The 17,418-nt window shown below is 35.1% G+C and carries 21 protein-coding genes and 2 pseudogenes; 17 read left to right on the top strand and 6 right to left on the bottom strand.

What is annotated here, in order from left to right:
* Positions 1-249: 249 nt before the first annotated feature.
* From H5117_RS03690 to H5117_RS03645, 10 genes are all read left to right on the top strand, one after another.
* The gene (locus H5117_RS03690) at positions 250-702 is read left to right on the top strand and encodes a hypothetical protein (protein WP_182736202.1); all 453 of its coding nucleotides are present in this window, start codon (positions 250-252) and stop codon (positions 700-702) included.
* A 55-nt stretch (positions 703-757) separates the two neighbouring features.
* Entirely contained in the window at positions 758-1,150 is a 393-nt protein-coding gene (locus H5117_RS03685) for a hypothetical protein (protein WP_182736200.1), read from the top strand.
* A 29-nt stretch (positions 1,151-1,179) separates the two neighbouring features.
* A complete protein-coding gene (locus tag H5117_RS03680; RefSeq protein ID WP_182694530.1) occupies positions 1,180-1,578 on the top strand; it encodes a hypothetical protein in 399 nt (132 codons plus the stop codon).
* Positions 1,579-1,676: 98 nt separating this feature from the next.
* Positions 1,677-2,156 (top strand): hypothetical protein, encoded by a 480-nt coding sequence (locus H5117_RS03675; protein WP_182736199.1) that lies wholly within the window; start codon positions 1,677-1,679, stop codon positions 2,154-2,156.
* 268 nt (positions 2,157-2,424) lie between these two features.
* The gene (locus tag H5117_RS03670; protein ID WP_182736197.1) at positions 2,425-2,685 is read left to right on the top strand and encodes a hypothetical protein; all 261 of its coding nucleotides are present in this window, start codon (positions 2,425-2,427) and stop codon (positions 2,683-2,685) included.
* Between the two features lie 27 nt (positions 2,686-2,712).
* The gene (locus H5117_RS03665) at positions 2,713-3,132 is read left to right on the top strand and encodes a hypothetical protein (RefSeq protein ID WP_182736196.1); all 420 of its coding nucleotides are present in this window, start codon (positions 2,713-2,715) and stop codon (positions 3,130-3,132) included.
* A gap of 190 nt (positions 3,133-3,322) precedes the next feature.
* Positions 3,323-3,691, top strand: coding sequence for a hypothetical protein (locus H5117_RS03660; protein ID WP_182736194.1), 369 nt, complete (start codon positions 3,323-3,325; stop codon positions 3,689-3,691).
* 318 nt (positions 3,692-4,009) lie between these two features.
* Complete coding sequence (locus H5117_RS03655; RefSeq protein WP_182695921.1) at positions 4,010-4,480, top strand: SMI1/KNR4 family protein; 471 nt, start codon at positions 4,010-4,012, stop codon at positions 4,478-4,480.
* Between the two features lie 115 nt (positions 4,481-4,595).
* Positions 4,596-5,036 carry a GNAT family N-acetyltransferase gene (locus H5117_RS03650; protein ID WP_182736193.1) on the top strand — a complete coding sequence of 147 codons (441 nt, stop codon included), beginning with the start codon at positions 4,596-4,598 and terminating at the stop codon, positions 5,034-5,036.
* Between the two features lie 91 nt (positions 5,037-5,127).
* Positions 5,128-5,637, top strand: a complete 510-nt coding sequence (locus H5117_RS03645) for a DUF421 domain-containing protein (protein ID WP_182736191.1) — start codon at positions 5,128-5,130, stop codon at positions 5,635-5,637.
* 71 nt (positions 5,638-5,708) lie between these two features.
* Here H5117_RS03645 and H5117_RS03640 read toward each other — a convergent pair whose 3' ends face one another.
* Positions 5,709-6,329: a trimeric intracellular cation channel family protein gene (locus H5117_RS03640; protein ID WP_002961255.1), complete on the bottom strand. Its 621-nt coding sequence runs from the start codon at positions 6,327-6,329 to the stop codon at positions 5,709-5,711.
* 416 nt (positions 6,330-6,745) lie between these two features.
* Between H5117_RS03640 and H5117_RS03635 the strand changes: the two are divergent.
* The 3 genes and pseudogenes from H5117_RS03635 to H5117_RS03625 all read left to right on the top strand — a co-directional run bounded on the left by H5117_RS03635 (position 6,746) and on the right by H5117_RS03625 (position 9,032).
* Positions 6,746-7,355, top strand: a pseudogene (locus H5117_RS03635) (cold shock domain-containing protein).
* A 670-nt stretch (positions 7,356-8,025) separates the two neighbouring features.
* The gene (locus tag H5117_RS03630; RefSeq protein WP_182736190.1) at positions 8,026-8,463 is read left to right on the top strand and encodes a hypothetical protein; all 438 of its coding nucleotides are present in this window, start codon (positions 8,026-8,028) and stop codon (positions 8,461-8,463) included.
* 161 nt (positions 8,464-8,624) lie between these two features.
* Positions 8,625-9,032 (top strand): hypothetical protein, encoded by a 408-nt coding sequence (locus tag H5117_RS03625; protein WP_182736188.1) that lies wholly within the window; start codon positions 8,625-8,627, stop codon positions 9,030-9,032.
* 241 nt (positions 9,033-9,273) lie between these two features.
* Here H5117_RS03625 and H5117_RS03620 read toward each other — a convergent pair whose 3' ends face one another.
* Together H5117_RS03620 and H5117_RS03615 are read right to left on the bottom strand one after the other, a co-directional pair.
* Positions 9,274-9,876 (bottom strand): thiamine biosynthesis protein ThiC, encoded by a 603-nt coding sequence (locus H5117_RS03620; protein ID WP_182736186.1) that lies wholly within the window; start codon positions 9,874-9,876, stop codon positions 9,274-9,276.
* Positions 9,877-10,225: 349 nt separating this feature from the next.
* On the bottom strand, positions 10,226-10,927 hold the full coding sequence (locus H5117_RS03615) for a metal-dependent hydrolase (RefSeq protein WP_182736184.1): 702 nt from the start codon (positions 10,925-10,927) through the stop codon (positions 10,226-10,228).
* A 519-nt stretch (positions 10,928-11,446) separates the two neighbouring features.
* Between H5117_RS03615 and H5117_RS03610 the strand changes: the two genes are divergently transcribed.
* The 4 genes and pseudogenes from H5117_RS03610 (at position 11,447) to H5117_RS03595 (ending at position 13,934) form a co-directional block, all read left to right on the top strand.
* Entirely contained in the window at positions 11,447-11,800 is a 354-nt protein-coding gene (locus tag H5117_RS03610) for a hypothetical protein (RefSeq protein WP_182736182.1), read from the top strand.
* A gap of 297 nt (positions 11,801-12,097) precedes the next feature.
* A pseudogene (locus H5117_RS20625) lies at positions 12,098-12,304 on the top strand (DUF4241 domain-containing protein); the annotation flags it as partial.
* A gap of 759 nt (positions 12,305-13,063) precedes the next feature.
* Positions 13,064-13,471, top strand: coding sequence for a hypothetical protein (locus H5117_RS03600; RefSeq protein ID WP_182736180.1), 408 nt, complete (start codon positions 13,064-13,066; stop codon positions 13,469-13,471).
* 40 nt (positions 13,472-13,511) lie between these two features.
* Positions 13,512-13,934, top strand: a complete 423-nt coding sequence (locus H5117_RS03595) for a hypothetical protein (protein WP_182693800.1) — start codon at positions 13,512-13,514, stop codon at positions 13,932-13,934.
* 31 nt (positions 13,935-13,965) lie between these two features.
* On the opposite strand, the gene H5117_RS03590 is transcribed toward H5117_RS03595, so the two are convergent.
* From H5117_RS03590 to H5117_RS03580, 3 genes are read right to left on the bottom strand one after another with little or no spacing between them, the layout of a single operon-like run.
* A complete protein-coding gene (locus tag H5117_RS03590) occupies positions 13,966-15,597 on the bottom strand; it encodes a sensor domain-containing diguanylate cyclase (RefSeq protein WP_182736179.1) in 1,632 nt (543 codons plus the stop codon).
* Positions 15,590-16,030, bottom strand: coding sequence for a hypothetical protein (locus tag H5117_RS03585; RefSeq protein ID WP_182736177.1), 441 nt, complete (start codon positions 16,028-16,030; stop codon positions 15,590-15,592). Before H5117_RS03585 ends, H5117_RS03590 begins: the two co-directional genes overlap by 8 nt.
* Complete coding sequence (locus H5117_RS03580; RefSeq protein ID WP_182736175.1) at positions 16,030-17,292, bottom strand: hypothetical protein; 1,263 nt, start codon at positions 17,290-17,292, stop codon at positions 16,030-16,032. The genes H5117_RS03585 and H5117_RS03580 overlap by 1 nt, the downstream gene beginning before the upstream one ends.
* Positions 17,293-17,418 lie beyond the last annotated feature (126 nt).

Genomic DNA, 17,418 nt, shown 5'->3' with positions numbered 1-17,418 from the left:
CTTACTTACTTACTTACTTACCACTAAAAAATTGTAATTAAAAAAATAACGTTAAAAATGGACTTTTCAATGTCACCAACAAGAATGATTCAATCTGTTAAAAGGGTTACTACTTACAGGTTGAATGAAGTAAAGACTGAACAAACCTCGCTAAAAAAACTGCTAAAGCTTATAACGCTTACACAAGCTTTAATTTGTGCTTTATTACTTACGATAAGTCATACCGCTTTGGCGTCAGAGTGTTTAAATATGAAAGTATTTAAACCTATAAAAATTGAGGACAAAACAGGGCTATCTCAGTCATTGAAGTTTGAAGAAGTTAAATTACTCCACAAAAATAAGTCAGGTATTTGCTTGCCTACAAGTGATACCTACATTTTGGCTTTTAGTGAAGGGATCCCTTTTATTGCCACTCGATTAAGAGGCCACACGCCAGAAATAACACTGCTGGAACAAGACAAAAATTATTATGCATTAATAAAGTATTATGCAGGTAATAAATTGCAAGTATTAAAGGGATATCAAATCATCAACTCAGAGCTATACGCACTCCCTAATTTCACTTTGAGCAGTAATGTAAGCAATATTAGTATTGATGAAGGGGTTATTAGCGTAAAAAACACTAAGTTAGTTGAAGAACACTCTATCGATTCAGTTACGCTTTATAACTTTGATTTATTAGGTGTATCAGTTAAACATTAAGTAGTGTCTTTGCTAAATAACTATAATATTAAACTACTGAGGGTATTTAAAAAGCATGATAAAAAGTAACCTCTATAAGCTTCTTCAGATTAACCTCTTTTGTTTTATTGCGTCATGTAATGCAGCTCAAGGTGCTTCGCAAGTTATATTTAAATGTAATGCTAGTGAGCCTAAACCTATGGAGTTGATTGTAAGTAAAGTAGGTAGTAAATTTTACTTAGATAAATTAACTATAAATGAAGCCTCAGTTATTGATTCAACGGAGCTCAATAATGTAAAAAAGTCGAGCTATCATCGTTTTTTAGCTATTGAACACAGTTTGGTTTTTAAAAAAGAAGGAAGTGAAATTACATTGAGTGATTACAGTAGTGAGGAATTCGATACACTCACAAATGAAAAAACAGTTACGCTACAAAAGAGTGACAAAAAAAAAATACTGGGTTTGTAACACCACTGCGATTAGCAAATTAGCTTCTATTGAAAACTTTTAGCCAATTAAAAGCGCTGATTGCGTACATTTTTTCAATGAGCTTTAGCTTTTGTACTAAAGCTCAGCATATTGATTTATTAGAGCTTGATGGCTTTAAAAAAGCGGTTAAAAGTACAGATTATTTAGCTAAAGTAACAATTATTAGAGTAGACGTTTTTCAAGAAGCTGATGATTCCCAAAAGTATGTATTTACTGCTGATGTAGTTACTACTTTTAAAGGTGATTCTTATAATCAAATCTCATTTGAAATGTTAGTTGAGAAAGGTGAAGATATGACATTTAACTCAGCGCCTGTTTACTTAGTACTTTGTAAAAGTTTAAGTGGGGCTTACTATTGGCCAGGCACGGGCTCATATTTTAAATCTGGCCCTGCAATTGATACCTAGGTAAATAACAATAGAGGAACAATTCAAATAGCTGGCACTTTTTCAGATTGGTGTAACTAGAGTGTCTGTGTGAATGGCATCATTTAAGAGGTGAATAAGTGTCTCAAAACGATATGAAGGTTTTATTGTTACCTCCATGGAAGCTTTTAATTAGGTTTCTATTAGTAACGATTCTTTTACTTTTAGGGACGGCCTACTCAGGGATGACCTTATTAACACAATACCTCAATACCAGCCCTGAATGGCTGTTAGGTATTTTATTTTCAGTTGGGGTAGTGTTTTGCCTCTTAAACTTTAAAGCAAGTCGCGGCTCTTTTATTTGTACAAATATACTAAAATACTATGCGCTTTTTTTAGCGTTTATATGTTTGCCATCTTTTTTTGTTATTGAAGGCAATGGCTACCATATTGCTTCAGCTATTAATATGGCTTTAATGTTGTTTTCTTTTTTCTTGATTAAAGGGCAAAAATACCAAGAACTCATCCAATATCAATATAATTTTTTCAAAGATATTAAAAGCTCTCGTTTAGCTATAAAGAACGAAATTACCAAAAGTACACGTAGTAACAAGATATAAATAATTGTATATTTTGTCTTCTTTTATTTAAGTATTAAACGTAAAACTATAAGAGTCAGACGATTCGCTAAAAATGTTATCTTTTATATATAGCGAGTTGTAAATGTTCAATGTAGGATTTAAAAGTTTAAAAACGATACCGATTTAATTTTTCATGATTTAAAAGTAAGCTACCTTTTAATTTCTTACCTAAATTTTTCAATGCACGCTCAGTGTATATTTTGTATTAACATAAAAGTTAAGGACGATTAATGTCTCTACTAAATACATGCATTTTAATGCTTTTTTACAACCTTTGTTTATTTATCTTGCCCTTTTTACAGATGATATAGAGCTAGATGAAAGCTCAAATGATAAAAACGATGAGAAGATTAATCTTGCTCTACTGGTTATTACACCTAGTTTTGCATATTTTTACATGGAAACATTTTGGTATGCATTTAGCCTTTTAATGTGTGTAAATATAGTAGGCGTTATTTTAGCAAAAATAGTAGAACGCAAAGCAAAAAGAAATGTAGATTTTAAATAGCTTACGGGTTTTGCGTTTTCATGGCTAATGTTCTTTGGTTTATGTTATTGGCTAATAGATTTTAGTTTTTCCGAACGTAACTCAACAAACGGTAATAGCTCTTATTACGAAAAATACTGGCCCACACTTTATTTTTTAATATTAATGCTTAGTACACTAACAATAAAAATAATTGAAGCTAGGTTTGATAAACATTCACTTTCAGGCTCATTGCTTTTTATAAGTGCTATATTGGTCGGTGCATTACCACTATTAGGCAGTGCTTATATTTTTGGTGTTGTATTTAATATTTTCATTTTTATTGTGGTGTGCTCATTATGCATTGAGATAGAAAAAAGAAATGATCCATCAGCTGGAGCAATTATTTTTATTTATGCTTTCGTGCTTTTTGGTAGTATTGCTTTTAGTGGTGTATCAAAATTAGTATATAAAGCTTTTATTGCTTAAATTTAATTGTTTATAAAGTGTAAATGTAAAGTAGGGTAAGTTTTATATTGAGAGGGTTAATTTTGGCATTATAAATTTTGATTGACTTAAACAGTGCCCTATCATGAGTGACTTAGTATAATGCTAGGTTTTATTTTTAATATGAAGATATTATAAGTGGGTTATTATTAACATTAAACAAGATATATTAATGAACATAGCTGAGCTATTTCTACGCTGCAAAAAAGTCCTAGAAAATACGTGGACTGAATTTACCTTCATATTTGAATTTGGTGAAGGGCACATATCTAATTCGGGGTTTTTATACACCGGCGATAGGGTACGACCTGCTACTGCTTCAATTGAAGAAGATCGGTTGTTATTAGGTAATGCTTTGGAGCAACTAAGAGAAGATATTTACCAGCAATGCGGTAAGAAGTTCAATCAGCTGCTTTTTCAAATGGAAAATGAAACAAAGCGTTTTAAAATAGATTTTGAATTTGATGATCAAAAACGGTGGGTTATTACACCAAATAACATGTTAGCAATGAGAGAAAAACTTCGTCCTAAATTTGATTGAGTTTTAATTTAACATTAATAAATACATGTAGTACCTTATTTAATTATAATTAAGTTTTGTAACGGTTTATTAGGCTTTAAACTTATAAGTAGCAGATGAAACTTGAAAAAAATTTAACTTTACTATTAATCTAAATGAAAAGGTATGTAGTCATTTACATGATTCTACCTCTATACATAACAAAATTGATCCAAGGCCGTACATTATCGGCATCACATCTGAGCATTACGATTTAAAATGGTTTTGCGAGCGTTGTTGTCAACAATATTCTTTGCCAGATGAGGGAGTGTACTTCGTGAGTTTATTTAGTGAGCTTATATGTCGATAGAGAAAGTTAAATTAGCTATCAAAATGATGGAAAGCACTGGTGAGGAGATTTTATTCACAGGCGGGGTTTCTGATAAAGATATAACTGATGCTGAAAGTCGTTTAGGTTTAGAATTTCCTTTAGATTATAAATATTTCTTAGGAATCTATGGTTCGTTATCTTTTGAAGGCGAATCCTTTTATGGCTTAACTCAGTTTGGGCTAGACGTGGGTGAAATACCCTGTGTTATTTTTGCGACGGAATCAGCTCGAAAGCGAACAGATATTTCAAATAATATGATATATATAAAAGCCTCAGGTTATGGACCTTTGTTCAGTTTACACTTATCGGATTCAAAAAAGCATTCCCCCGTTGTAGAAACCAGCTTATCTTACAAAAGACACAAAGAAATTAAAATTTTGGCAAACAGTTTCGGTGACTTTTTTTATGATGAAATAAAAGCTGCAATTGAAGATTTGTAATTAGAAATTATCGTAAGTTGTAGCTTGGAACATTTCTAGCCTATAACTCTATGATGTTTATTATATACCTGATTTTAAAAGGGCTTTTAGGCGCAATTATAAAGCTAGGAATTACATGCCTATTACAATAACCACAGGCACAATTGATAATGTAACCGCAGTAAGTGAATATATCCCTGAACTACTAACAGCCATTGATAGTGACACTTTACGTAACCGTTTAGAAAACAAAAAAACATTGATATTAGTAGCACATAAAGAAGATACATTAGTTGGTTTTAAAATTGGCTATGAGCTATCTAATACACAATTTTATAGTTGGCTTGGTGGAGTGCATTTTAACTATCGTAGATTAGGTATTGCTAAAAAATTACTTGTCCAACAAGAAAAGTGGGCTTATGAACAAGGCTTTACCGATATACACGTAAAATCGATGAACCGGTTTCCTCAAATGCTGACTATGCTAATCACCAATGATTATCATGTTTGTGGCTACGTTGATAATCAAAGCACAGAGCTAAGTAAAATTAAGTTTGTAAAACAACTAACAAAGTAGATGCAGGCACTTTATTCATCGTTATTTAACTTAGCGCCATGTAGGGTTATAAGTAAAAGCTAATTACCACCTTTAATAGCAAGGAACCACTATGTTTTACGATGATATTCAGGGGTTATTACGTGTACTTACAATAGGCATACTGGGTTATATTGCACTGGTGTTTTGGCTGCGTGTATCGGGTAAACGTACGCTTTCAAAGTGGAACGTTTTCGACTTTATAGTCACCATTGCGCTGGGCTCTATATTGGCGTCTGTTATTATTTCAAAAAGTGTTCCGTTAGCTGACGGCATACTTGCCTTTGTAGTATTAATAGGGCTGCAATATATTATTACGTGGCTTAGTGTGCGCTCGTCAAAATTTGCAGCGCTCATAAAAGCAAAGCCTACGCTGTTACTGAGTGATGGTGAATACTGCACGGCTGCACTTAAATCGCAGCGGGTAACAAAATCAGAAATTCGCGCCGCTATTCGTGGCGCTGGTATACTAGCCATAGAAGATGTAGCCGCTGTAGTGCTAGAAACCGATGGCAGTTTTAGCGTACTTAAGCAAAATAACAGCGGGTTAAAAACCGCGTTAAGTGATGTAAGCGGGCATTAAATTAATACGCTAATAGTTATATTAACTAAGGCAGGTATATTACCTGCCTTATTTTGTATTAAAGCTTATTTTTATTTAGCGTGCTGCTCTAATAAACTAAAGGTAGGTAAGCGCCACTTAAAGCGTATTGACGCCATACGTATTAAGTAGCCTGCAACAAGGCTTACAATAATGCTGATGTTATCGTCAATATTGTAATGGTGTAGCGCTAAGTATAAACAGGCAACAAGTAACGATACACTCGCGTATAGCTCGTTGTGCAGTACAAGCGGCGCTTGGCGACATATTAAATCACGCAGTAAGCCACCAAAAACACCCGTTACAACCGCAGCCACTACACAAATACCGTAATGCAGGCCCATATTTAGCCCCACTTGGCAGCCAATAATACTAAAGGCAGCTAAACCCAGGGCATCTAGGCGCATAAATATGCCTTTAAATTTAACCACCCATTTAGCCAGCCATGTAGTTACAATGCCGGCAATACAGGTAATTAATAAATACTCTGGGTGTTGTACCCATGTAAGCGGGTAATTGCCTAGTAATATATCTCGCACGCTACCACCGCCAATTGCCGTGGCGCTGGCTACCAGCACTACGCCAAACCAATCCATTTTCATCCGTCCTGCGCTAAGTGCGCCTGTCATGGCTTCTGCGGTAATACCAATAATATAAACAATCGTTAATAGCATGAGATAATCACTTAAAATACGTGCGTAAAAATAAGGTGTGGATTGTATAGATAAATTAAGTAAATAACGAATGAAAAATCACACTAAAAACGCTTAATTCAGATAGAAATAACTAATAACAAAACCGTGTGTAAACAAGCTGTTAAGCTAATCGACTGGCAAAAGTTAGCTGTCGTAGAATAAAGGACAAATGGCCGTAATTTATAAAATAAAATAGGCTATTTTATTGCTGCATTTTAAACATCAAAGCTCGGTATTTTCCCTATATGGTAAAGTGTTTTGCCAACTAATTGGCGTGTTTAAATTAACCTAATATGAATATTTGGTTGCGCGGTAGCAATTTAGGAACGTATACTAACCATTCTTAACTTAAATGGAATTTGCGTAATCGCAGCTTAATCAGCACAGGTAAATACATGAACAAAGGATTGTTAAAAGCGTGGAATGACGAAAAGGGCTTTGGTTTTATTAAATCAGACACCCTAGCGCACGACACCTTTATACACATTTCAGCGCTCAAACACATGAGCCGCAAGCCTAAAGTGGGCGACATCATTTATTTTGAAGTGGCTACACAGCCCGATGGTAAAACCAAAGCGGTAAATTGCCGAATTGAAGGCGTAGCTGCACTTAAAGTAACACCTAAAAAATCAAACCATCATCGTGTTGCTAAATCTAATTTTACCGACAGCTTTTTAGGCAAAGTTGCCTCAATTAGCATTATCGCCGTACTTGGCTTTATCGCGTTAAATAAATACAACCATTATCAAAGTAACGAGCAATTTAATAACCACACACCTGTTATTACTAACGCCGATTTAGCTACGTTTGATGAGCAATACCCAAAAATCGTGATTCCAAAAAGCACGCAAAATTTTACCTGCGACGGCAGGCAGCACTGTAGCCAAATGACTTCCCGTGCAGAGGCAGTATTTTTTTATAAATAACTGCCCGAACACAAAAATGGATGGCGATAGGGATGGTGATCCCTGTGAGAACGATACAAGGTTCCAAGATGAGTGGTAATTTCATAAATCGATTAGTTAAAGGTTAAATTTAAGATGGGTTTTATTGTGTACTGTATATAAATACAGTGCCGCGAGGTTTGCGCCATAACATAATTAAAAGTCGTTATGGGGTTAAATAACAAAGGCTACTGAGTAGGAATTGTTATTGTCTGATTATAAACGAGTAGTTTGGTGTAATTATCGAACAACGTAATATACGCCGTTTTGGGGTTTTACAACCACCGAAATTGGTTCTCAATTAATTGTTAGCTTTAGAGCTTCCCCAAAAATTATTAACAGTGAAAAAATTATGACCTGTCAAAATCAACATAGATATAATCCTGACTTTGAGCGCTTTCCTCATGATCAAAGTAAATTCAACGGACGACATAAGTGTGCCGGTTGTGCATATGATTTAGGATATTTACAAGGTCAATCAAGATCTCCTTCTGTAAATATCGATTATTCGACATTACCAGATAGTCAAGCGGGCAGTGTCAGGCATAGGAGTGTGCAGGCTGCATTTGCTCAAGGGTACTTAGACGGTGTCCTTAGGTCGTACCAGTAAAGCTAGAAGTTACTTAAAAGGACGTAAAGCGCTTGGCTTGTGCTCCTTCGTCGTTAATTTTAGTTAGGTATTTATGCGCCCATTAGTATGGCGTTAAAGCCTTTTGCAAGGATAAGCATTCATGTCTACTAGAGAAGCAATTGATACAATTACCGGGTATTTTTATCAATTCGATAAAACTATTCTTGAGCTTTTACAGCAGGAGCAATCTGATGCATTAGTTTGCATTGAAGGAATCGAAGACATTGACATTGTTACTGCAGATGAAACTAGTGCAATTCAATGTAAGTATTACGCAAAAACTGAATATAATCATTCTGTTATAAAAAAAGCGATAATACTCATGCTTCGTCATTTTGCAGGCAACCGTAATAGCGATGTTAAGTATCATTTATATGGTCATTATGAATCAGGACATGAAAAATTACACTCGTTGTCATGTGCAAGCCTCAAGAGTAATTTCTTAACTTATAGTAAAACTGAAAAAGTTGATGGTGGTAAAAAACAAAGGTTACTCATTGTATTCATGAAGAGCTTAATCTTACGGATAATGATCTAGAAGAGTTTTTAGATATATTAACGTTAGATATTCACGCGCCATCTATAGAAAATCAGTATAAGTTAATAATCAAGAAAATAGCTAAAACATTAAAGGTTTCAGAATCTGAAGCGGAGTTTTATCATTATAATTCTGCACTGAAAGTTATACAAAAATTATCGATGGAACAAAACAGGGATAAGAGGTATTTGTCAAAAAGAGGATTTCTAAAACTCATAGCTGTTAAAGATGAAATTTTTGATGCATGGTTTATTAAAAGAAAGGGGCGTACTACATATATAAAGTCAGTAAAAAAAGAATATTTATTAAGCGGCCTTAATATGGAAGCATTTAGACGATTTTTTTTAATCGATTGTAGCCCTCATGAAAACCTAGCGGATCTCAAAGAAGCTATCCTTCTTTTGGCAAATAAATGGTCAAAAATTTCAAAAAGGCAAAACCCATGTTTTTGTCCATCAATTTACCTCAATGGTTTAGCACCAGAAAAACAAATTGAACTTAAAAATCAAATTTACTCTTCGGGGATAAGTAATTGGGGTCAAATCTTGACTTCATACATCAAAACATAAATTGGTTAAAAGGTTTTGATATTAGCTATTTTTACCCTCTAAAAGCGAAGCGCCTCATATCCTCTTTGTGAATTAGCCTTTAGATTACGAAGAGGGCATTAACTTGGGAAGCTGTAGTCGAACGCTTTAAGTTGAAAGTGGGCGTCACTTTAAACGTAAAACATCGGCGAATTAGATCTCTAATACACGCCGATGTTTATAACTTATTTAAATAAGCACATTACTAGTAAGCTGTTAAACCTTAGTCAGCTTTACGGTTAAGGCCTATTAAGCAGATTGCTAAAAGTAATGTTGCAATCATACCTGAGGCACCAGCAACACCTGATGGAAGGAACCCATCACGGCCAAAGGTGATTAAAATACCATTGGCAAGCATTGCAACTCCGCCTGCTAAGGCAGTAAGCCCGCCAATGGCTTTGCCACCTTTAGCGATAAAAGACAGGCCAAAAACAAGTGCTGCTAATCCCAATAATAATTTAGCTGCGTAGTAAATCATGAATGACAAAGAAACCACGCCACCAATTAAAGGTTGTGCGCCTTCTACGGCACCCGCTACTTTTCCAAATGTTGAAAACAAAGTAAGGCCAATGCTTACCTGTACTATGTTAAGAATTGCGCTAAATGTTATAGCCGACCATCCTAGCTGAGCGTTTTGTGCTTGCACCATAGCAGAACCCGCAATGGCAACAAGTAGAGTGAAAACTACGGCTTCTAGTCCCCATGCATACTGCCTTGAAAAACTAATTTCTGCACTGTAAAGGGCAGTAAAAACAGCCTGTGTTAACGCCAATACCAACAATAAAGATGCCGTAATTAGAGTGGTGCGTTTATTCGTAAATTCCATTATTTACCTCTTATAATTTTATATTTAATGCTTTAAAAAGATTCGACAGGTTTGAATACGTCAAACAGGGAGCTTTTTAGCTAATTAGCTTTTACACTTAGCCTATAAGACAGGTAAAGCTATTTAATTATTTCACTTAAACCTATAAAAGTATTAATTAATAATAAATAGGCTAAAGCTTTGGCTTTTTAAATCAAAATTAAATTGTAAAACTGTTTTGATTCAAGCCATTTATGCTCTTAAAAGTGCAGCGACTAATTCCCTCTCAGTAAATCAATGTTTAGCTATCTTAATTATCAAGAGGGCATTAATTTTGAGTATGTGGTTAAACGGCTTAATACTTACGGCGTTAAGATAAAAACGTAAAATGGGACCAGTCACTTAACGCTGTAATAGTTTGCTTTGTAGGGGGCGCAACATAGATTAAACCTGCAATGGCAATAATTGAAGCTAGCGTAATTAGTTTATTATCGAAGTCAGCTATTTTTAAAGCGGTGCCAAAAGAGCGTTTAATGGTGACGTTACTTAAATCTACACTGTAAATTTCATCCAGCAATAAATGAATTAATCCGCCGAGTAAAATAAACCCACCCGTTAACCAGGCAAAGACGGCTGCTTGTGTGGTTGATTGGTTATTCAGTTTCCATGTTACTTGAGTTGTTAATAGCGCGCATAACAGTATAAATAGTAAAGAGTGGCAACTACCTCTGTGTACTGTGATCCATTCAAAAATGGGTCTAATAATGTATTTCATAAATCCGTAAACCAATAACGGCACTACTATTAACTCAACAAAACTAATTGTAATAATGAGCTCGGTGGTTATGTAATGCAGTACCAGTAATACAGCGCTCAGTGCAAATAAGTTAAAAATAGTATCGAGTGATGTGGAGTTATCTGAATCTATATCGGGTAATAAGCCGCCAATTGAGCCTAAAAACCATAGCCAGAGTGCGCCCTTTAATTCAATATGTCCTGCAGATAATAAGGTGGCTGAGGCTAAGCCTGTGATGATTACGGCAGTATTAAGGTGAGTATTGAAATTTGCCATTGTATCTCTTGATAGAAAAATAGGTTGGCATTCTAGCAATCAAAAACTTAATTGTTCAATGTTCTTTTAAGGTTATATATGTTTTACAATCCTGATTAATATTAAGAGAATGTCTAAGGTTTTTTAAAGGGTTAGTGATACATCACATTGGCATATCTCCGTATGTAGTTTGAAGTTGACTTTTAAAATATATTTTTTAATGTGGTATATCTAACTTACTAAAAGGAATTACTAGTGCATAGAATATTCATAGTCCTTGCGTTACTGTTGAGCTTTTCAAGTTCAGCATTTGAAAATGTTATATTTAGTAAATACTATTTTCCAATTAACGATAGTAGGGAAACGAAGAGAATATTAGAGAATGATCAAGGTTTTGCTCTGGTCAACAGTCAAATGCAAACTTTGAGTATAAGAAAATTTGATAACAATGAGCCCTTCATCACTCTAGAAGATGAAAGCACAGTTCATCTAGTTGAAATTCATTTAGATAGTCTAACTACTATGAATAAGGGAATATAAATGCAACTAATTGCTATATTGGCGGCTTTAGGTTGGAGCTTTTTACAGTTTATTTGTCTGTTTATCGCTACGCAATGTGTTTTTGGTTTGGTGGATTTGGGGACTAGCAAACCCAGTTTTTACCAGAAAGTGTTGATGCATGCTGTTATGGGGGCTTTTTACTCTTTGTTCATATTGCCATTTATTTCATTAGGACTGTTTTACTTTGCCACTATTAATATTGATACCTGGCATGAGCTTAAACCGGCAATTTGGGTGTTTGCCACATGGTGTGGCGGGTTGTTTGCATTCTTTTTTTTAATCTCTATAACTGAATCATCTGTACGCTTGAGTAAAAAAAAGAAAAAAATATAGAAGAACACATAGACCTCAATGAAAATATACTTTTTCAAGCAGGACGAAGTATTAAACTACCTCAGTTAGATGAAGATGTTGTAAGGCTAAAAAAGATTGGTAATTTACGTACTAATTCAGGAATTATTGGCATATTAGATCTTGGTTATGATATCTATGATTTTGAGCCACTACAAAGAAAGATAACCCCTGGAGATTATGCTGAAGAAACAGTAACAATACATGATCGCGTAGTGGGTAAGAGTCAAGTTATCCGATAGTGAGTTACCAGTAAAATGGTATGCCGCTAACACGCCAAGTGGTAACGGAGTTTATGGTGTTGATGCCGGAAATTTAGCTATTTTTGATGTAAGTAGTCTTATGGTTGCAAGCCAAATTACTAAAGAAAGAACCTTTGATGGATGGTGCCGAAAGGGAAAACCTCAATTAGTGTCAATCACAGACAATAATGATTGTGTCATATCGAGTAGTGGATTTGGAGATGGTGCTTATCCCGCTTTTTGAGGGGTTGGTAATAGTGGTAATGTGGTATCACTTTATATAGATTTTATGATACTTGTCAAAGAGAATGAACATGGTCTATACGAGTCGATCTAAGACAATTTAATTATGGCTGTATATAAATTCAGGACTAAACGTTAATTATTTACAGCCAATATTTATGTTTTGATTGGAGTCATTTAGTCAGTGGAATTTAGATTTAAAAAGTTTTTCGACGTTAGTCTTGCTGCAATTTACATTGTTGTACTTTTAGGCCTTCTCTATCGTTCAAAATTATATGATCAGGTACCCGAAGTTGCGGGTGAAGCTTACGGTTTAAGCGATGTTATTGATTTGTTTATTTCGTTTATTGTGGTTGCTATTTGGTGTAGTGTTTTACTATCAGGCGTAATCATAACGTTGTTAAATTTCAAAACTAATTGGTTCGCAACTCTCAAATCTTTGTTGTATGCGACGTTTGCGCTTGTTGGCTATTTTTATATTAAAAATTATCACTTGATCTTTTAGTGGTGTGCTAAAAAATTTTATTAGTTCAAAAAATGCGAGTAGAAAATAAAGTTAATAGAAATAAGTTGTGCCTTCGTCGTAAACTCATTGGGAAGTTAAACCTTCAACTAATATAGTACAGAGACACCTTTAAAAAAACGCTATGATAGGTTTATAAGCGCTTAAATTACATTATAAGAGGTAACGTTTATTAACATATTAATATCAATATCAATATCAATATCAATTGTTTTTAGTTTATTACCAATGCATACATTGAGCAGTGAATTTACGCTTACTGAGAAAAACGATCAAGAATATATTTTATCTTCCCCAAATAATGACTCTCCTAAAGTCATAGCGGATCGGCAAGCATCAAGAGAATTAGAACTTATTTCTGTCATCTATGTAAAATGCAACAATAGTAACTACAGAATCCCTGTTTTACGCGGTTTTTTTGAATCTAAAATAAGTGGTGTAGAGTACTTAGAATTTTTTATCTATGAGTTTTCTAATAACAAATATTTACCAATTAAATCAATAAGCTCAGTAAAAGTGACATCAGATGAGTCTTCAAAAGATCATTCTTTAGATTTGTCATCTCAAAATATTTCTTACAAAATTTGTAAACAAATAAATGGCAAATCTGAATTTGATAATAAAATTATGTTATTAAATGAATAAATAAAGTAGCTTTTTATAGTGTGTCGTAAGGAAAATAAACATGAACCAAAATAGATATAAAGCATCGTTTCCTGCGCCTGACATTGGTAGTAACTATTTTGTTTCATCAACATGGAGCAGTTATGGTTTCTGGGCTTTATTAGCACTGACTCCGCTTGCTCATTACATGATGTACTATACCGAAGATGGTTTAGCGCATGGGGAAGATTTAAACACTTTAGTGTATGTAATACTTGGTGCTATTAGCTTGTTTGTTTTAAATATTGCAGCCCAATCTATATGTTGGTTAGGCAGGCTTTTGGCAGTGGTTTGCTTTAGCATGAGTCTGTTTTTTATTTTATCGATTATCTATCTTAGTATTTATGCTCACTTCCCAATCGCTTATTTTGGTCCTGTTATTTACTTTGGTTTAGCAGCGTACTTTTATAATAAAGACTATTTGAAAGCCATAAAAACATTATAGCATTTACTATGTAGTTACTAATTCACGCCATCTAATTTTTTATATCGTCATAAAAGGCAACTTTCCCTCGGCCTGTTTCTTTTACGTGATAAAGAGTTTTATCACCGTTGTGCATTAATTGATGTAGTTCATTACCATCATATGGGGCTATTGCAATTCCTATGCTTGCACCTACTGCGCATGTTTTATTTTGTGAAATATAAATGTCTTGTTGTAACTCGTTTAACAAAGCGATGGATTGCTCACGCGTTGTTGCTTTGTTGTAGGTATTAACTTGCCTTGCAACAATAAATTCGTCACCGCCTAGGCGGATACACATATCGTTTTTTTCATGAAAAAGTGTTTTAAATCTGTGCGCTATTTCAATTAGCACTTTGTCGCCGGCTTCGTGGCCGTAGGTGTCGTTAATGGGTTTAAACTTATCTAAATCAATCATCATAAGCACTAAATGTTCATTATGTTTAATACATTCACGTAGTGCTTTTTTAAGGCGTTTTTCACCGGCGCGTCGGTTTAATAAGCCAGTGAGTGGGTCGTGATCGGCTTCAAAGCGGGTTTGCTGTTCGCGTTCTGCGCGCTCGGTTACATCGTGTAAAATTACTTCTACTAGCTGCTCTTGTTTGGGGTTTCGTTTGGTATCTCTTTGGTCTGTTAACCTTACAAACAAACAATGAAACCATACCGTTTTATAGCCAACTTTACACTCTACATCTAAGGTGGTTTGTGGTGGGTTTTTAGCAGAGCGAATATCTGCCAGTAGGCTTTGTAATTCGTCTACATTGCTAAGTAACTCAGGAAAATGCAAGGTTGGTAATTCTTCTTCACCAGGTACGGTAAAATAATGCTTAAATGCAGGGTTAAAGGTGGTGATAATGTTTTTGTCATCGAGTAAACAAATACCTGCGCTGGCTTGTTCAAAAATAAGTCTAAATTTAGCTTCTAGCTCTTGAGTTTTTTTACGCAGTGTTTGCTCATTACTAATAGTTAAATGTAGCTCGTGCATTAAGGCATTTATACCTTGGGTTAAACGGCTTATTTCGTCCCGCTTGCCTTGCTTGAAGGTTAGCATTTTAAGGGTTTCTGGCTCGCTTGGATTTATTTTAGCAAAGCTGTCGGTTAGGTTTTGAATAGGCTGTGTAAGCCAGCGCTGAACTACCAGCGATACAAAAAATGCGATAACAATGGATTGAATCAGCATTAAGATAAATTCTTTTATAAGCGCTGACTGTGCTTGTTGTTCAATAAAGTTATCGTCAGGGTATATGGCGAGTACACCTATAAAAGTGTCTTCTATAAAAGGGTGAACTAATTTAATTAAAACAGCTTCATTTTTTTTGTTAGTAGAGCCTTTTGCTATAAATAAATCCATCTTTCCTTTAGGGTTTACTTCTCCTTCTAGGCTTGCGCCTTGCACTAAATCGTTACTGAGTAGGCCGTTAATTATTTCTTGGCTTAACTCTTTATCGTTTAAATAAGCAGCTATGGCGGCTGTTTTTTCCATTGTTTGCGCTAACTGTTGAACAAGTAGGTAATTTGTGTTTTTTTTCTCTTTAAAGCCTGAGTAATAAGAGAGCATAGATGAGACTAAAGACACAACAATAGCAACTAACGCAATTGATATAGCGACGCGTATGTAGAGTTTTTGGCTAATAATTTTAATCAAATGTGTATACCACTTTTACTGCATCTGTAACTTGCGATAGCGGAATGTAGCCAATTGCAAATTGTGATGCTGCTATTTTGTTTATTGCGTCTTCTACCGATGTTGAAGGCGTGGGTGGCTTTGCGCGCCCTGAAAATAAAAGCCTTGCCCAATACGCATTTATTTTTTGCTCATTTTTGTTGACCAGCTGCAGGTAAAAGTCGTTTTTTAATGTTGATTGCGCGGGCAAATCAAGCGGTTTTGATGTCTCACCATCAGGGAAAGTTAAATACCTGCCCATGTAAATATCAATAATTTCTCGTTTTGATAATGCGTTAATCGCATTGCTTTTATTAACCACAACTACAAACTCTGTAGATTTAGCATAAAAGCTCATAAAAAGCAGGCACAAGGGCAGCAATGCAGTTATAAAAAAGTTACGAGGGCTCATCATTAAAACACCATACTAGCATTTAGACTAAGTATATGTACTTTGTTGCTTTTATTTGCATCAGCAGGATTGCTAAGGCTCCATAGCCCCGCACCTTGAGGCTTTATATCAAAGCGGTCTAACTGCGCTTTAAATACTAAACGATCCGAAAAATGCCATTTTACGCCTACGTTAATAGAGTGCTGGTGAACATTTGTAATTTGAACTGAAGATTGAGTGGCAACCGCGAGTTGTTGTATGGGTACTGAAAACTGCTCAGGAGTACCTGGTGGGAAAATAGGGCTGTTTACTTCAACTACATCATGGCGATTTTTAGCTGCCGTAAAGCCTGTGTAAAATATTGCATCATCTACTCTGTAGCCCGCACTAATATAAGTGCTAAATACAGATGGAGCTATTATCCAATCGGATTCTGAAATACCTAACTCAGATTGAATAAGCCAATTATTATTATCGTAAGTAACGCCAAAGGCTGCGTATTCTATGCTGTTGCCTTTGGTGTTAAATTTGTTAGATATACTTTGTGCTTGCGGCCATACACTTTGTGGTACTAAATCGAGTGCGGTTATAAATTCGTCCAACGCGGTTAGTTTATAATCGCCAAAGTTTGACCTTGATAACGAAAAACGCATTGTCCATGCATCTAAAGAGTAGGTTGCACTAAGGGTTGTTAAGTTATCAAAATCAATAAAAAAGTCGTCATTATAGGCTTGTATCTTTGCTGTGGAGCTACCATAAGCGAGTTTTAAGCGTAAGAAGCCATCGTTAATGGCTTTACTGTATTCAACGTCTATTCCATCAAAATTACCTGCAATGTTTGCAAATGAGTAATACGAATGAGGCGGGCGCACCCATAAGTAAGCGTATCCGACGTAAGGGTACTCAGACAGTAAGTAAAGGTCGCTGTTTAACCTACCTGCGCGGATGGCCCAGTTACGTGATGGGCGATAACGTACAAAGGCGAGCTCTAAAAAATTATCAAAGCTTTTAAAGGCATGATCTTGTATTACTAGTTGAACTACAGAGTCCCAATTTTTGGCTAGTGATATATTAGCCTGACCACCTAAAATTGAATCACGCGTTGCTGAAAAACCAGATTCGTTCACATTTGAATAACTAGATGCAAAACCAATATCTGAATCGTCAGTGTAACTAAGGGTTAAGGATGCAAAACCACTAAATTGCACGTCAATGTCGTTTGCATAGGTTTTATTTGCAGCAAAGGTTGCCAATATTGCTATGGCAATAGTACCTCGGAACAACATGTTAGCCCGTATTTTTATAATGTAGATAATAAAAAGATAGCACAATTTATTAAATTACCAACTTAAGCATTACAGTGGCTTATCAATTAAATACAAAAAAACATGACATCCCCCTAAATTTTGTAC

The organism is Pseudoalteromonas sp. SG45-1 (assembly GCF_014164135.1).
GTDB classification, from domain to species: domain Bacteria; phylum Pseudomonadota; class Gammaproteobacteria; order Enterobacterales; family Alteromonadaceae; genus Pseudoalteromonas; species Pseudoalteromonas distincta.
The sequence above is the reverse complement of the archived record's forward strand: the minus strand, read 5'-3'. Positions and strand labels throughout refer to the sequence as shown.

Bases quoted from the DNA above. Each gene is read 5' to 3' on its own strand.
- H5117_RS03690 (WP_182736202.1), top strand. From the start codon at position 250: ATGAAAGTATTTAAACCTATAAAAATTGAGGACAAAACAGGGCTATCT.
- H5117_RS03685 (WP_182736200.1), top strand. From the start codon at position 758: ATGATAAAAAGTAACCTCTATAAGCTTCTTCAGATTAACCTCTTTTGT.
- H5117_RS03670 (WP_182736197.1), top strand. From the start codon at position 2,425: ATGCATTTTAATGCTTTTTTACAACCTTTGTTTATTTATCTTGCCCTT.
- H5117_RS03665 (WP_182736196.1), top strand. From the start codon at position 2,713: ATGTTCTTTGGTTTATGTTATTGGCTAATAGATTTTAGTTTTTCCGAA.
- H5117_RS03660 (WP_182736194.1), top strand. From the start codon at position 3,323: ATGAACATAGCTGAGCTATTTCTACGCTGCAAAAAAGTCCTAGAAAAT.
- H5117_RS03655 (WP_182695921.1), top strand. From the start codon at position 4,010: ATGTCGATAGAGAAAGTTAAATTAGCTATCAAAATGATGGAAAGCACT.
- H5117_RS03650 (WP_182736193.1), top strand. From the start codon at position 4,596: ATGCCTATTACAATAACCACAGGCACAATTGATAATGTAACCGCAGTA.
- H5117_RS03645 (WP_182736191.1), top strand. From the start codon at position 5,128: ATGTTTTACGATGATATTCAGGGGTTATTACGTGTACTTACAATAGGC.
- H5117_RS03640 (WP_002961255.1), bottom strand. From the start codon at position 6,329: ATGCTATTAACGATTGTTTATATTATTGGTATTACCGCAGAAGCCATG.
- H5117_RS03630 (WP_182736190.1), top strand. From the start codon at position 8,026: ATGTCTACTAGAGAAGCAATTGATACAATTACCGGGTATTTTTATCAA.
- H5117_RS03625 (WP_182736188.1), top strand. From the start codon at position 8,625: ATGGAACAAAACAGGGATAAGAGGTATTTGTCAAAAAGAGGATTTCTA.
- H5117_RS03620 (WP_182736186.1), bottom strand. From the start codon at position 9,876: ATGGAATTTACGAATAAACGCACCACTCTAATTACGGCATCTTTATTG.
- H5117_RS03615 (WP_182736184.1), bottom strand. From the start codon at position 10,927: ATGGCAAATTTCAATACTCACCTTAATACTGCCGTAATCATCACAGGC.
- H5117_RS03610 (WP_182736182.1), top strand. From the start codon at position 11,447: ATGCAACTAATTGCTATATTGGCGGCTTTAGGTTGGAGCTTTTTACAG.
- H5117_RS03595 (WP_182693800.1), top strand. From the start codon at position 13,512: ATGAACCAAAATAGATATAAAGCATCGTTTCCTGCGCCTGACATTGGT.
- H5117_RS03585 (WP_182736177.1), bottom strand. From the start codon at position 16,030: ATGATGAGCCCTCGTAACTTTTTTATAACTGCATTGCTGCCCTTGTGC.
- H5117_RS03580 (WP_182736175.1), bottom strand. From the start codon at position 17,292: ATGTTGTTCCGAGGTACTATTGCCATAGCAATATTGGCAACCTTTGCT.